This window comes from Burkholderia sp. BE12 (assembly GCF_002959955.1).
GTDB lineage: Bacteria > Pseudomonadota > Gammaproteobacteria > Burkholderiales > Burkholderiaceae > Burkholderia.
Genome location: NZ_PREY01000005.1, coordinates 160,906 through 175,060 on the forward strand (window position 1 = coordinate 160,906; position 14,155 = coordinate 175,060).

Sequence of the window (14,155 nt, forward strand, 5' to 3'; positions counted from 1 at the left end):
AAGCTGTCTGTCAACAGCAATCCTTTCCTCCCCGTTCTGAAGGACGGGGTTTCTCGGAGCAACTGATGAAACCGAACCTCATGCCTTCGAAGCTGCCCTCCGCATGGCGGCTCGTCGCGGTGGCGGCGCTCGTGCTGTCGCTTGCAGCCTGCAAGCAGGAGCTCTACGGGCAATTGACCGAAAGCGACTGCAACGAAATGGCGGCCGCGCTGCTGATGTCCGGCGTCGACGCGCAAAAGAGCACGCCCGATGGCGGCAAGACCTGGTCGGTCAGCGTCGACGAAAAGCAGATCGTGCATGCCGTGGAAGTGCTGCGCGCACGCGGCCTGCCGCGCAAGAAATTCGACGACCTCGGCTCGCTGTTCAAGAAGGACGGGCTCGTTTCCACGCCGACCGAGGAGCGCGTGCGCTTCATTTACGGTTTGTCGCAGGAACTCGACGACACGTTGTCGAAGATCGACGGCGTGGTCGTGGCGCGCGTGCAGATCGTGCTGCCGAACAACGACCCGCTCGCACAGTCGGTCAAGCCGTCGTCCGCATCGGTCTTCATCAAGTACCGGCCCGACGCGAATCTCGAGCGGATGACGCCGGCGATCAAGAACCTGGTCGTGCACAGCATAGAGGGGCTGACCTACGATCAGGTCAGCGTGACGAGCGTGCCGGCCGATGCGCTCGATCCACCTGCCCACCCGCACCGCCAGGACGGCTGGGTGGTCTATGCGGGCGGCGCGCTCGGCGTGCTGCTGTTGATGATCGCCGGCGGCTTCGCGTTCTTGCGCGGCAACCTGCTCAAGGGCGGCGGCGGACTTGCGGGCCTGCTCGCGCGCCGGGCGGGGCGTGCGGCGAAGGCGCCGGCATGACCTTCGATCCGAACGAGCGCAAGGCCGGCATGGCAAGCACGGTGAGCAGATGATGAGCGCATACGACGCAGCCGATGCATACGACGCAGCCGCCGACAGCGTTGCCGCCCCGAACGGCGAGACGCCGGCGGCCGTGGCGGCGAGACTGGCCGCCTACCATCGGCGCCGGCGTACGCTGTTCGACTGGATGCATCCGACGTGCCTCGCACGCGTGCCCTGTGCGGACCGGCTCGGCGCATGCAGCCCCGCGCAGGCCGAGGCGCTTGCCGATGCGCTGCTCGACGAATGGGGCATGCCCGCGCCGCCGCTTGCCGCGTTCAACGCGCCGGAAACGGCGCTTGCCTTGCTGCCGGCGCACGATTGTCTGACCGTGTTCCGCTTGCGCGCGCTCGTGGAGCAGGCGGAGCCATTGCGCGCCTGGATCGACCGGACGCGTCGCGAGAAGTTGACGGGCTGGATCGGGGTGCGCGGCGTCAATCTGCTCTTCGCGCGCGGACGCGAGCTTGCCGGCGATGCGCGCTCGCTCGCCGCGCGCGCACGCTACGGGGCATCGGTCGTGCAAGCGCCGCTCGACGCGGCCGATGGCGATGCCCTCGCGTGGCTGGGTTTTCGGCTGTTCGAGCGCGACTGCCGATGGGCGCCGGGTAGTCCGCTCGCGATCCTGCGGTTGGCCATGCCGGCGCGCGACGACGGGGGTGCGTTGCCGTCCCCTTCGTTGCCGCTGTCACGACCGTCTTCGGAAGGCGCGGGCCCGAGCCTTTCGATCGTCTCGCAACTGCCCGACTTGTTTCCGGAGGGGTCATGGTGATCTGGTTACGCAATCCGCAGGCCGAAGGCACGGACCTCGGCGTGGGCGTCGAAGGCGACGTCCTGCGTCATGAACGCGTCGCGGCGATCGTCGAGATCGATGCGGCGTACGCCGAGATGCGCCGGCAATGCGACGAGGCGCTGGACGCGGCACGCGCCCAGGCCCGCATGCTGCTCGACGAAGCCCGCGCCCGCGCGGACGAGCTCGTCGAGCGTGCCCTGCGCGAGTTCGCGCAAGCGGCCGAGCAGGGCTACGACGACGGTTTGCGGCGGGGGCTGACCGATTGGCACGAACGCGCGGCGGCCGCGCACGCCGAAGCCTGCCGGCTCGCGCCCGGGCAGCAGGACCGGCTGGCCGGGCTGGTGACGCTGGCGGTCGAGCAGATCGTCGCGTCGGTGGATCCCAAGGCGCTTTTCGCGCGCGCGGCCGCGACGGTCGAGCGGATCGTCGCCGACGGCAGCCCCGTTCATCTGCGTGTTCATCCGTCGGATCTGGCCGCGGCGAGGGCGGCCTTCGACGAAGCGGCCGCGGCGTGGCGCGAGGCCGGACGCTCCGTGCGGCTGTGCGTGGCGACCGACGCGACGCTTGCGCCCGGCGCATGCGTCGCCGAAACCGACCTGGGCGCGATCGACGCGAGCTTGTCGCTGCACTTGGCGGCGATGCGCGGCGCCCTGGCGCGCGCGGTGCGAAGCGTGGATGAGGACTGCTGGCGCGAGGCGCCGAATGCGCGGCCCGGCGACGACGCACAAGCCGTCGACGCGCAGGCTTGTGTCGCTGGCAACGCCGAGGTGCCGATCGGCGAGTACGCCGTCGCAGCCGGCGAGGGCCTGGCGGACCCGGATGCGCACGCGGACGACGGCGGCGATGGCGACGACGACATCGGCGACGAAGCAGGTTGGCAAGACGATGCCGCGGCCCTGCAAACGGCGGGCGACCCGCGCGACGAGCGTTGGGCCGATGCCGCGTATGCCGACGCCGACGCGATGTCCATTTGAACCGGCCTTCGAGCGGCACATGGAAGAAGACATGACAAGGAAGGGAGCGCCATGATCGACAGCGCGGACGATTTCGGAACCGACGAAGCGAGCGGGGTGCGCATCGCGCAGCCACGGGCCGGACGCGGCTTTTCGGCGCTGATGGATGCGATGGAGCGCGAACTGCGCGCCCGCGCACAACCCGCGGCATGCGGCAAGGTGCAGGAAGTGATCGGCACGCTCGTACGCGTATCGGGGCTCGACGCGACGCTCGGCGAGCTGTGCGAGCTGCGCTCGCCCGACGGCGCGTTGCTGCAGCGTGCCGAGGTGGTCGGCTTCTCGCGCGACGTCGCGCTGCTCTCGCCGTTCGGCAGGCTCGGCAGCGTGTCGCGCGCGACACGCGTGGTGGGACTCCGGCGTCCGCTTTCGCTGCGCATCGGCCCCCGCCTGCTCGGCCGCGTGATCGACAGCCTGGGCGAGCCGATCGACGGCAAGGGGCCGCTCGAATGCGACGAGTGGCAGCCCGTCATCGCCGATCCGCCCGATCCGATGTCGCGGCCCGTCGTCGATACCCCGATGCCGACGGGCGTGCGCGTCGTCGACGGCATGATGACGCTGGCCGAGGGCCAGCGCATGGGCATCTTCGCGCCGGCTGGCGTCGGCAAGAGTACGTTGATGGGCATGTTCGCGCGCGGGGCGCGCTGCGACGTCAACGTCATCGCGCTGATCGGGGAACGCGGCCGCGAAGTGCGCGAATTCTGCGAGCACATTCTCGGGCCCGACGGAATGGCCCGCTCGGTCGTCGTCTGCGCGACGTCGGATCGCTCGTCGATCGAGCGCGCGAAGGCCGCTTACGCGGCAACGGCGGTGGCCGAATACTTCCGCGACCGCGGCATGCGTGTGCTGCTGATGATGGATTCGCTGACGCGCTTTGCGCGCGCGCAGCGCGAAATCGGCCTGGCGATGGGCGAGCCGCCGACGCGGCGCGGCTTTCCACCGTCGATCTTCGCGGAGCTGCCGCGGCTGCTGGAGCGCGCGGGCCGCTCGGAGCACGGCTCGATCACCGCCCTTTATACCGTGCTGGCCGAGGACGAATCGGGCGGCGACCCGATCGCCGAGGAAGTACGGGGCATTCTCGACGGCCACATGATTCTTTCGCGCGAGATTGCGGCACAGAATCGCTATCCGGCAATCGACGTGCTCGGCAGTCTGTCGCGCGTGATGACGCAGGTGGTGCCGCGCGAGCACGTGGCGGCGGCGGGGCACGTGCGGCGGCTGATGGCCAAGCACAAGGAGGTCGAACTGCTGCTGCAGGTGGGCGAGTATCAGAGCGGCACCGATGCGCTGGCCGACGAAGCCATTGCGAAGATCGACGCGATTCGGGCTTTCCTCGGCCAACCGACCGATCTGCTCGTCGACCCGGGCGACACGCTCGCGGCCCTCGACGAGATCGTGCAGTCCTGACGCCGGAGGCAAGCGATGAAAGACCGCCGCGTTGCCGCGTTCGAGCGCGTGCTGGCGCGTCGCCGTCAGCTCGATCGCAAGCTCAATGCGGCGCTGGGCGGTTTGCGCGGCGAGCTGCAGGGGCTCATGGACGCGTTGGAGGAAAGCCGCGCGGCGGTGCGCGCGCATGCGGCCGGGCTCGCCGCGCACGATGGCAAGATCGACGCGATGCTCGGCGGCGTTTCCTTCCGGGCCGACGAGTATCTGAAGCTGCGCGAATTCCGGGCGCACGCGGCCGAGCAGCACGCGATGCTCGAGGCCCGGGCGGCGCAGGCCGGGCAGGCGCTGGCGGCGAAGGAGGCGCAGATCGGGGCGCTGCGCACGGAGATCCTGCGCAACCGTGCCCGCATCGACATCTACGGCAAGCGGCGCGACACGCTCGTCAAGGCCATCGAGCTCGCGATCGAGGACGCGCAGGACGAGGAAACATCGGAGAGCCGCCGGCCCAACCCGGCGTTTTGAAGCGGCGAGCGCGCTCGCCAGCCGGCATCCATTGAACGACAGGCGACTGAAATGAGCGAGATTACATTCGCATCGATCGAATCGAGCCACCAACTGGTCAGGTTTCTGATCGTGCTGGGCCTTTGCAGCGAACGATTGATGGTCCTGATGATGATTTTTCCGCCGACGTCCGACAACGTCGTGCAAGGCCGCGTGCGCACCGCGCTGGCGCTGCTGTGGGGCAGCTTCATCGCCTACGGGCAACGCGGCCTGCTCGAGCAGGGGGAGGCGATGATCCTCGTGGGCATCGGGTTGAAGGAGGCGCTGATCGGCGTCGGCCTTGGCTTCGCGGCGTCGACGGTGTTCTGGGCCGCCGAAAGCGTCGGCACGTACGTCGACGATCTGACCGGTTTCAATCAACTGCAGATGCAGAACCCGAGCCAGGGGCAGCAGACGTCGCTGACTTCCACGCTCCTGAGCCAGTTCGCGATCGCGGCGTTCTGGTGTCTGGGCGGCATGACGTTCCTGCTCGGCGCGATCTACGAATCGTATACCTGGTGGCCGCTTGCGAACCTCACGCCGGCCGGGGGGGCGGTACTCGAATCGTTCGTGCTGCTGAAGACCGACTCGCTGATGGAAACGGTGGCGAAGCTCGCCACGCCGATGATGCTGATGCTGCTGCTGATCGATATCGGCTTCGGCTTTACCGGAAAGGTGTCGCAAAAGCTCGATCTGCCGTCGCTGGCGCAGCCCGTGAAAGGCGCGCTCACGATCCTGATGCTCGCCCTGATGGCGGCGATTTTCATCGATCAGGTACGCGATCAGCTGTCGCTCGTGGGCATCGCGGCCGAGGCGAAGGCGCTCGCGAGCGGCAAGTGAAACGCGCTGAATGCGCGAGCGGGCGCAAATATGCGTTCGTCGGTGGCGATTGGCTGAAAAAGCCTGGAGAAGAACATGATCGAGACGTTGAGCGACAACGTGATCGTTACGGGGATGATGGACGTGCTGTGGGCCGGCGCGGCGCTGGATACGTTTTCGGACGTTCAGGACCTGCTCGATGCGATGGCGGTGCTGCGTCCCGGGAACGGCGAAATGCGCGAGGTGCTGGCTTGGTGGCATGTGCGTGCACGCGCCTGGGGCGAGGCGCTGAGCGAATTGCGCCGGGTGGAGCGCGATGGCACGCTGTCGTCGCGCGGCATGGCGCTCGCGGCTGTATGTCGTTACGCGCTTGGCGATGCATCGTGGCGTACCTATGCCTACGCGGCGGCGTACAAATCCGACGACCCGATGGCGACGCGCACCGCCCAGGCGCTGCTCGCAGCGCCCGCGATCGGGCGCGGATAGGTGCCACTGAACCCTGAAACGTGCGTCGACACGCTGATGCCGCGCCCGGCGCGATGGGGCGCGGGCGAACTAGCCACGGCCTGCTTCGCCATGCACCGGCAGGTAGGCGGTGCGGGTGCTATCGCCGGCTGGCATCACGCAGCAGCCCGAGGCGCACGAGGCTTTCGGCCGTGGCGACAATGGCGTCCTCGCGCGGACGGGGCGACCAGTCGAGCAAGCTGATGGCCTTCTGGCCGGTAGCGTTCGGATTGCGGCCGAGCAGCGGCAGCGATCCTCGCAGCGCGGGATCCCTGAGTGCGCCGATGCGCACCAGCCAGTCGGGCAGCACGCGGGTCGACACACGGCGCGCAGCGTCCCCCATGCGCGCTTTGAGCACTCGCGCGACTTCGGCGAGCCACATGCTTTCGCCGGCAATGGCAATGAAGCGCTCGCCGTTCGCGGTTTCGTGGGTCATGGCGCGCACGTGCAGGTCGGCGACATCGCGCACGTCGACGAAACCGGAATTGATTCGTGGATTGCCAGGCTGGCCGTCCAGCATGCCCCGGATCAGGCGGATGGAGTGCGAATAGTCGTCGCCGAGCACGGGCCCGAGAACCGTCACCGGATTGATCGCGGACAGTTGCATGCCGCGTCCTTCCGGTGACGTCGCGTGATGACCGTCAATCGAGGCCGACGACGCGGCCGCAGTCGAGGAAATTCGCCGGGTCATCGGCGATTCTCCCGGCCACGGGCATCGCCGGGCGTGGGACTGTTGTGCAATATCGTCCCGCTCGGCCTCGACCCCGACGTCGCCACGGTGGCAAGGTGGCCGTCGTGCGTAGCAGTCAGCGATGGTGTTCGGACGGCTTCGAGTTCCGCGTTGCGACAACCGGATCGCTTTCAATCGCCGGATTCGCTATGACGATCAGGCGCAAAACTGGCTTGACGAGACGATCGGTAATGTCGTCATCGACTGCCCGGTGAGCAACCCTCGTTACAGCAAGACGGATGGGGACAACAACGGCTCGCTGAAGCACTACGTTCCGTACAACTGGATCATGAAGAATATTGCGGACAACCATGTCATTGGCCAGACGAGAAGGACCGTCGTCGCCAATGTTTCCGCGCTGTTGGGTCGGATAGGGCTGCCGGCGCTCGGTCAGCCGACCAATCCGGTCGATTTTGATACATCGATTCGCGACAGCGTCTATGCGATCTGTGACTGGGAGGAAAACCTGTTCAGGTCGGCATCGTCGGGCGACGCGCGCGGGACAAGGCTCGATGTCCCCAATGATCCTGGCGTGCTTGCGCGGGTCCAACAGGCGCGAACCGCGCTGGGCGGTCTGGCAAATCCGCCGCTTCAATGAGACGAGGTTGCCGGCGTCGTCACCGCGCCATTGGCGCGCCGGCAACTCACGACGCGGCGGCTCGACTGCGCGGGAAGGACGATGGCTGTCACCGCTCCCCATCGGCTGCACCGGGTTGAACGCGAAGCAGTTGCGCGATCCAAACCGTGCTCACGGTCGAGATTGGAAAAACTTGATCGGTAAAAGCACTGAAACGCAGTGATTTTTTTCCCGGCTATAGTGGAATGGCTGGTCACGGGTGCGGTACCGATGCTGGCCAGGTCATGACCGTAGAAGGGTGCTGTATGCAAAACAAAATCGACAAGACCGTCGGACCGATCTGGGGTGTGGCAGCAGGATTGCTTCTTGCTGGTGCAGGATTGAGTCTGGGTATTTTCCCGGCGGCGTTGCGCAGCTCGGGCAGCGCAAACGACTTCATGGCGTCAGGCGCCGCGATGCTGGGCATCTTCCTCGTCGTCTATTCCACACGCGAACTGCGAAGAAAGCGCGCGCATTGAGCGTTCGCGCGCCGCTGATTCACGACAATCGACTCGAGCCGGGCGACGGCTCGGGGGCGCTACGCGTTGCGGATTTCGTGGTTGTAGACGAGTTCGACGATTCGCTTCGTCGGAATACTCGCGCGCAGACGGTCGACACTGTCGATCGGAAACCACTTGCATTTCTCGATCTCGTTGCTCGCTTGCGGCGTCTGGTCCGGCCCGACTTCCGCGAAGAACACGTGATGGATCTTCGCGAGCCCGGTGAACTGCATCGAGTACACCAGATCCTGGCCGGTCATGCCGGTTTCTTCGCACAATTCGCGATGCGCGGCTTCGAGCGGTGTTTCCCCGCGCTTGATCGTGCCGCCGGGAAGGGCCCAGCGCGACGCGGCACGCGTGACGAGCAACACGCGCGCGTCTCGATAGCAGACGACGGTCGCGCGTTCCTTGATCGGAACGGCGGTCGTTTCGGGGGCTTGGTCGGGCGCGAGGGTTTGGGGCATGCCGCGATTCTAACCAGCACAAATCGATCGGCCAAGGCGGCCTGACGCGGTTTGACGATTGATTGCCGCCGATGCGCGGTCGGTACGCTACGTGCACGTCCAATGCACAAGGCCGGCGGCAGGGCCGTGCGCCGGACTGCCGATGCCGTTTGGCACGACGACCGGCCCGGCCCATCCCGCGCGCCACGTCGTCATGCGGTCCGCACCGCGATCGCCTTTACTTCTTTTCCGGCAGGAACCAGTTCATCACGAGCGCGCAGATGCCGCCCGTCGCCACGCCCGATTCCAGCACGTTCTTCAGTGCATGCGGCAGGCTGTTCAGAATGTCCGGTACCTGTGACACGCCGAGGCCGAGCGCGAGCGACACCGCGATGATGAGCAGCGCGCGACGATCGAGGTGGACGCCGGCGAGGATGTTGATGCCCGACGCGGCCACCGCACCGAACATCACCATCGCCGCACCGCCAAGCACGGGCTCGGGCACGGCCTGCAGCACGCCGGCGACGACCGGGAACAGGCCGAGCACTACCAGCATGCCCGCGATCCAGATACCGACGTGGCGGCTCGCGACGCCGGTGATCTGGATCACGCCGTTGTTCTGCGCGAACACGGAGCTCGGGAACGTATTGAACACGCCGGCCAGCAGCGAGTTCGCACCGTTGACGAGCACGCCGCCCTTGATGCGCTGCATCCACACCGGCCCTTCGACCGGCTCGTTCGAGATCTTGCTGGTGGCCGTCACGTCGCCGATCGCCTCGAGCGACGTGACGAGATAGATGATCAGCATCGGTACGAACAGCGCCCACGAGAAGCCGATGCCGAAGTGCAGCGGCGTCGGCACCTGGAACAGCGCGGCCTGGTGCATGCCGGTGAAGTCGAGGCGACCGAGGAACGCCGCCGCGCAGTAGCCGATCGCGAGCGCGATGACGAGCGCGGTGCTGCGCACCCAGACGACCGGCACGCGGTTCAGCAGGATGATCGTGCCGAGCACCAGGCCCGACAGCGTGAGATTCTCCGCGCTCGCGAACGTGCCCTTGGCCATCGCGCCGTAGCCGCCGCCCATGCTGATGAGGCCGACCTTGATCAGCGTGAGGCCGATCAGCAGCACGACGATGCCGGTGACGAGCGGGGTGATCAGGCGCTTCACGAACGGCAGGATGCGCGACACGCCCATCTCGACGAACGACCCGGCGATCACGACGCCGAAGATCGCGGCCATCACGGTCTCGACCGGCGTGCCCTGCTTGACCATCAGGCTACCGCCGGCGATCAGCGGGCCGACGAAGTTGAAGCTGGTGCCCTGGACGATCAGCAGGCCGGCGCCGAGCGGGCCGAAGCGCTTGCACTGGACGAAGGTGGCGATGCCGGAAATCACCAGCGACATCGACACGATCAGGGTCGTATCGCGGCTGGACACGCCGAGCGCCTGACAGATCAGCAGGCCCGGCGTGACGATCGGCACGATGATCGCCAGCAGGTGCTGCAGCGCGGCAACGAAGGCGACCATCGGCGCCGGCCGGTCGTTCGGGCCGTAGACGAGGTCGCGGGCCGATTCGGCGGCGCCGTGGGAGGCGGATGGGGCGGAGGAGGCGGGTTGCATGGCGAGCGGGCCGGACAAGGTGGAAAGTGCGGCATTTTAGCCGAAGGGCCTGCCGGCGCCGTCGCGCCGGCCCGCAATACCGAGGATTCGGCGGCGCGCAGAAAAGAATCCGGATCGGCGCCCGGCGATCAGCGCATGGGCTGCGTGGCGCTCGCGGTTGGCGTCGCGATGGCGCGGAACCCGGGCAGTTCCGGAATGCGCTGCGCCATGAACTGCAGGAGCGTGCGGGTCCGCAGCGGCAGATGCCGGCGCGACGCGTACACGAGGTGCAGCGTGTGCGACGGCATGTGCCACTTCGGCAGCAGCCGGACGAGTTGCCCGGGGTCGATCAGATCCTGGACCAGCCACGCCGGTGCGCTGCCGACCGCGTGGCCGGCCAGGAAGCATTCGCGCAGCGCGATCGAACTGTTCACGCGACACCGGCCGCATACCGCGACGCCCACCTTCTCGTCGCCCCGCGCGAAGGTCAGATCGCTGCCGATGATGTCCGCGCGGGCGTAACCGACATACTCGTGCTTCGCGAGATCTTCCGGACGGCGGATCCTCGGTGCCTGCGCCACATACGCGGGCGCCGCCGCGGCGTTGCCGGGCGGCCGCCCCTGCCGCGCCGACGAAGTCGGGGAAGCGATCGCGTTCCTGCTGGGCAACCGCTTCATGAATGGCGAAATCCTGCACATCGACGGTGGCGGCCGGTTGGTTTGAGCCGTGTGACGTCAGCCGGCGGCGCGTGCGCCCGTGCCGCGCGCCGTGGCGCGTGGCGGACGGGCATCCGGATACGCACGCTGGCAGACGGCGATGACCGTGTCGCGCAGGCGGCGATGCACGGGGTCGCCGTGCATGCGCGGATGCCACAGCGCGGACACCAGGATCGACGGCAGGCGGACCGGGATCTCGAAACTGCGTAGCCCGAGGGCTTCGGTGAGCCCGGGCGAGCATGCGTTGCCGAGGCTCGAGCGCGGCACCAGCGCGATCAGGTCGGTGCTGGCCGCGACACGCATCGCGTCCGGATAGCCCGGCACGACGACGTGCACGGCGAGGCCCGGGTCGGTCTCGCCGGTCGAGCCGTCGGCCGGCCCGCCGAAATCGCCGAACTGGGCCGCAATGACGTGACGGCAGGCTGCATAGCGCGCGGGCGTGATACGGGCCGACGCGAACAGCGGATGCCCGGCGCGCGCCACCGCGACGTGCCAGTCGTGAAAGAGCATGCGCGTGTGCAGTTCGGGTGCGTCGTCGCCGCGCTTGCCGATTTCCAGGTCGACGGTGCCGTCGCGCAGCGCTTGCGGATCGCGGCCGAGCTTCGGGACGAAGCGAATACGCACGTGCGGCGCGACGTCGGCCAAGGCGGCGACGACCGAGCCGGCCAGCATTTCCATGAACGATGCGGCCGCCCGGATGGTGAACGTGGCCGTGAGCGTCGCGAGGTCGACGTCGGCGGCCGCCGGCCGAAGCACGGCGCGCGCGTCGCTCGCGACGGCATGCACGCGGTCGCGCAACGCGGCTGCGTGCGGCGTCGGCACGAGCTTGCGCCCGGCGCGCACGAGTAGTGGGTCGCCGGTCGCGATGCGCAGCCGCGTGAGCGTGCGGCTCATCGCCGACGTGCTCAGGCCCAGCCGGCGCGCGGCGCCGGTCACGCTGCCTTCCGACAACAGCACGTCGAGGGCGGTGACGAGGTTCAGGTCGATGTCTTCCATGCGGACAGGATACGCCATCATGCGGTTTGATATGGCGTCTGGTGCAATGATGGATTGCATTCGGTGCGTCTGGCGCATGTCGTGGTGCACGCCTATAGTGAGCGCATGACGAAACACGGCAAAGGCGAAAAACCCATGCACTCTACGGAATCGAATCGACGAAACGTTCCCACGATCCTGCTCGTTGCGGCGTCGCGCGGCCTCGGGCTGGCGATGGCGGAGGCATTCGTGAACAAGGGCTGGAACGTGACGGGTACCGTGCGCGAAGGATCGGGGCGCACGAAGCTGCACGACCTGGCCGACCGCTTCGACGGCCGCATCGAGATCGGCACGCTCGACATCTGCGAGCCCGCGCAACTGGCTGCGCTGCGCGAGCGTCTGTCGGGCCGGCGCTTCGACATGCTGTTCGTGAATGCGGGCACGACCAACGATCCGAATGAAACGATCGGCGAAGTGACGACCGACGAATTCGTGCGCGTGATGATCACGAATGCGCTCGCGCCGATGCGTGCGATCGAGACGCTGCAGGATCTGGTGACCGACGACGGGCTGATCGGCGCGATGTCGTCGGGACAGGGCAGCGTCGCGAACAACGTCAGCGGGATGCGCGAGGTGTATCGCGGCAGCAAGGCCGCGCTGAACCAGTTCATGCGCAGCTTCGCGGCGCGTCAGGCCGATACGCGCCGCGCGATGGCGCTGATGGCGCCCGGCTGGGTCCGCACCGAACTCGGCGGCCCAGATGCGCGCCTGACCATCGACGAGAGCGTGCCGAGCCTCGTCGACGTGCTGCTGGCGAAGCGGGCGCGGCCCGGGCTCGAATACCTCGACTATCTGGGGCGGACGGTGCATTGGTAGCCGGGGTGGCGGCGCAAGCGCGCGGCGGCCGGCCAGGTTCCGGCTCGCCGTTAACGTGCTGCGCGATTCGGCCTGCTGCTCGCGGCCCGGTCGCAGCACTGCGACGGCCGTGCCGATTCAATACAATGCGACGACGCGTCACTGATACGGTGCCACCTCATCGCGTTTGAATCCATCCGGTTCATGGCGGATGGGGTGCGCTCCCGTCGCGACGGGCTTGTGTCGAACATGGAGCGCAGCATGAACGAACCCTATCTGCAGGTCATCGCGCATTTCTTCGCGAAACCCGGCAACGGCGACCGCGTGGTCGAACTGCTTGCCGAACTCGCACCGGCCACGCGCACCGAGCCGAAAAACCTCGACTATGCGTACTTCCGTTCGCCGGAAAACCCCGACCACATCGTGATCCTCGAGCGTTACAGCGATGCCGACGGCCTCGACGTGCATCGGGAAACGCCGCATTTCCAGCGGATCGGTGTCGGCGCGATCATGCCGTTGCTCGATCGTCGCGACGTGATCCGCTACATGGTGCAGCCGGACACCGGCACGGCGACGCCCCCGGGAGGCGCCCGATGAACCCGTTTCAATTCCGTACCGTTCCGACGCAGATCGTCGAATTCCGCGCCGCGCGCCGGCTCGGCGCGCTGTTGCGCGAACGCTTTCCGGCGCTCGTGCGGTTGTGCGTCGTCACCGACGCGTTCCTGCATCGCAGCGGCGTGCTCGTGCCCGCGCTGGAGAGCCTCGCCGCGCACGGCTGGCAGGTTACTGTGATCGACGACGTGATCGCCGATCCGCCCGAGCACGTGGTGCTCGAAGCGACCGAGCGGGCCGTCGCGGCCGATGCCGAGATCGTGCTCGGCCTGGGCGGCGGCTCGTCGATGGACGTCGCGAAGCTGATCGCGGTGCTCGCGCCGGGGCGGCAGGCGCTGGCCGACATGTACGGCGTGGACAAGGTCGCCGGCGCTCGGCTGCCGCTCGTGCAGATGCCGACCACGGCCGGCACCGGCTCCGAGGTTACGGCCGTGTCGATCGTCACGGTCGGCGAGGCGCGCAAGATGGGCGTCGTGTCGCCGCACCTGTTCGCGGACGTCGCGATCCTCGACGCGGAACTCACACTCGGCCTGCCGCGCGCGGCGACGGCCGCCACCGGCATCGACGCGATAGTGCATGCGATCGAGGCGTACACGTCCGCGCGGCTGAAGAATCCGGTATCCGACATGCTGGCCACGCACGCGCTGACGCTGCTGTCGCGCAACCTGCTGGCCGCATGCGACGACGGGCAGAATCGGCACGCGCGCGAAGCGATGCTGGTCGGCGCGATGTTCGCGGGGCAGGCGTTCGCGAATGCGCCGGTCGCGGCCGTACACGCGCTGGCCTATCCGGTCGGCGGGATCTTCCACGTGCCGCACGGGTTGTCGAATGCGCTCGTGCTGCCGCACGTGCTGCGCTTCAACGCGCCGGCCGCCGCGCCGCTGTATGCGGAACTGGCGACCATCGTCGCGCCGTCGGCCACAGGCAGCGACGAAGCGAAAACGCATGCGCTGATCGCGGAAATCGACCGGCTGATCGTCGCGACGGGGATTCCGCGCGCGCTGCGCGAGGTCGGCGTCGGCGAGGACGACCTGCCGAGGATGGCGTCGGACGCGATGCTGCAGACGCGCCTGCTCGTGAACAATCCGCGCGAGGTGACCGAGGCCGACGCGCTGGAGATTTACCGGCAGGCCTGGTGAGGGGGCGGCAGCACGGCGTCG

16 protein-coding genes and 1 pseudogene are annotated in these 14,155 nt (G+C 67.9%); 12 read left to right on the forward strand and 5 right to left on the reverse strand.

Translation table 11 applies throughout. The features are described 5' to 3' along the window. Positions 1–65: 65 nt before the first annotated feature. The 7 genes from sctJ (at position 66) to C4B30_RS07450 (ending at position 5,930) form a co-directional block, all read left to right on the forward strand. The gene (sctJ, locus tag C4B30_RS07420; RefSeq protein ID WP_105132235.1) at positions 66–860 is read left to right on the forward strand and encodes a type III secretion system inner membrane ring lipoprotein SctJ; all 795 of its coding nucleotides are present in this window, start codon (positions 66–68) and stop codon (positions 858–860) included. Between the two features lie 52 nt (positions 861–912). Next, positions 913–1,668, forward strand: a complete 756-nt coding sequence (locus C4B30_RS07425; RefSeq protein WP_105132308.1) for a type III secretion protein HrpB4 — start codon at positions 913–915, stop codon at positions 1,666–1,668. Beyond that, complete coding sequence (sctL, locus tag C4B30_RS07430) at positions 1,662–2,663, forward strand: type III secretion system stator protein SctL (protein ID WP_105132236.1); 1,002 nt, start codon at positions 1,662–1,664, stop codon at positions 2,661–2,663. The genes C4B30_RS07425 and sctL overlap by 7 nt, the downstream gene beginning before the upstream one ends. A 51-nt stretch (positions 2,664–2,714) precedes the next feature. After that, on the forward strand, positions 2,715–4,106 hold the full coding sequence (gene sctN, locus C4B30_RS07435; RefSeq protein WP_089501524.1) for a type III secretion system ATPase SctN: 1,392 nt from the start codon (positions 2,715–2,717) through the stop codon (positions 4,104–4,106). 15 nt (positions 4,107–4,121) lie between these two features. After that, positions 4,122–4,607: a type III secretion system protein gene (locus C4B30_RS07440; RefSeq protein WP_089501525.1), complete on the forward strand. Its 486-nt coding sequence runs from the start codon at positions 4,122–4,124 to the stop codon at positions 4,605–4,607. Between the two features lie 51 nt (positions 4,608–4,658). Then, the gene (sctT, locus tag C4B30_RS07445) at positions 4,659–5,465 is read left to right on the forward strand and encodes a type III secretion system export apparatus subunit SctT (protein WP_105132237.1); all 807 of its coding nucleotides are present in this window, start codon (positions 4,659–4,661) and stop codon (positions 5,463–5,465) included. 75 nt (positions 5,466–5,540) lie between these two features. Continuing rightward, on the forward strand, positions 5,541–5,930 hold the full coding sequence (locus C4B30_RS07450; protein WP_027782698.1) for an HrpB1 family type III secretion system apparatus protein: 390 nt from the start codon (positions 5,541–5,543) through the stop codon (positions 5,928–5,930). 118 nt (positions 5,931–6,048) lie between these two features. On the opposite strand, the pseudogene C4B30_RS07455 reads toward C4B30_RS07450, so the two are convergent. Further along, a pseudogene (locus tag C4B30_RS07455) lies at positions 6,049–6,567 on the reverse strand (aldehyde reductase); the annotation flags it as partial. Between the two features lie 193 nt (positions 6,568–6,760). Between C4B30_RS07455 and C4B30_RS36280 the strand changes: the two are divergent. Together C4B30_RS36280 and C4B30_RS07465 are read left to right on the forward strand one after the other, a co-directional pair. Next, positions 6,761–7,276 (forward strand): hypothetical protein, encoded by a 516-nt coding sequence (locus tag C4B30_RS36280; RefSeq protein ID WP_442778453.1) that lies wholly within the window; start codon positions 6,761–6,763, stop codon positions 7,274–7,276. A 284-nt stretch (positions 7,277–7,560) separates the two neighbouring features. Further along, complete coding sequence (locus C4B30_RS07465) at positions 7,561–7,773, forward strand: hypothetical protein (RefSeq protein WP_080681281.1); 213 nt, start codon at positions 7,561–7,563, stop codon at positions 7,771–7,773. A 59-nt stretch (positions 7,774–7,832) separates the two neighbouring features. Here C4B30_RS07465 and C4B30_RS07470 read toward each other — a convergent pair whose 3' ends face one another. The 4 genes from C4B30_RS07470 to C4B30_RS07490 all read right to left on the reverse strand — a co-directional run bounded on the left by C4B30_RS07470 (position 7,833) and on the right by C4B30_RS07490 (position 11,549). Next, complete coding sequence (locus C4B30_RS07470) at positions 7,833–8,258, reverse strand: NUDIX hydrolase (RefSeq protein ID WP_105132238.1); 426 nt, start codon at positions 8,256–8,258, stop codon at positions 7,833–7,835. Between the two features lie 217 nt (positions 8,259–8,475). Next, on the reverse strand, positions 8,476–9,858 hold the full coding sequence (locus C4B30_RS07475; protein ID WP_105132239.1) for a nucleobase:cation symporter-2 family protein: 1,383 nt from the start codon (positions 9,856–9,858) through the stop codon (positions 8,476–8,478). Between the two features lie 128 nt (positions 9,859–9,986). Next, a complete protein-coding gene (locus C4B30_RS07480; protein WP_234015412.1) occupies positions 9,987–10,514 on the reverse strand; it encodes a LysR substrate-binding domain-containing protein in 528 nt (175 codons plus the stop codon). Positions 10,515–10,571: 57 nt separating this feature from the next. Then, positions 10,572–11,549, reverse strand: coding sequence for a LysR family transcriptional regulator (locus tag C4B30_RS07490; protein WP_105132240.1), 978 nt, complete (start codon positions 11,547–11,549; stop codon positions 10,572–10,574). Between the two features lie 135 nt (positions 11,550–11,684). Between C4B30_RS07490 and C4B30_RS07495 the strand changes: the two genes are divergently transcribed. The 3 genes from C4B30_RS07495 to C4B30_RS07505 all read left to right on the forward strand — a co-directional run bounded on the left by C4B30_RS07495 (position 11,685) and on the right by C4B30_RS07505 (position 14,134). Further along, positions 11,685–12,404, forward strand: coding sequence for an SDR family oxidoreductase (locus tag C4B30_RS07495; protein ID WP_105132309.1), 720 nt, complete (start codon positions 11,685–11,687; stop codon positions 12,402–12,404). Positions 12,405–12,644: 240 nt separating this feature from the next. Next, positions 12,645–12,980 (forward strand): putative quinol monooxygenase, encoded by a 336-nt coding sequence (locus C4B30_RS07500; RefSeq protein WP_105132310.1) that lies wholly within the window; start codon positions 12,645–12,647, stop codon positions 12,978–12,980. Continuing rightward, positions 12,977–14,134, forward strand: a complete 1,158-nt coding sequence (locus C4B30_RS07505) for an iron-containing alcohol dehydrogenase (RefSeq protein ID WP_105132241.1) — start codon at positions 12,977–12,979, stop codon at positions 14,132–14,134. Before C4B30_RS07500 ends, C4B30_RS07505 begins: the two co-directional genes overlap by 4 nt. Positions 14,135–14,155 lie beyond the last annotated feature (21 nt).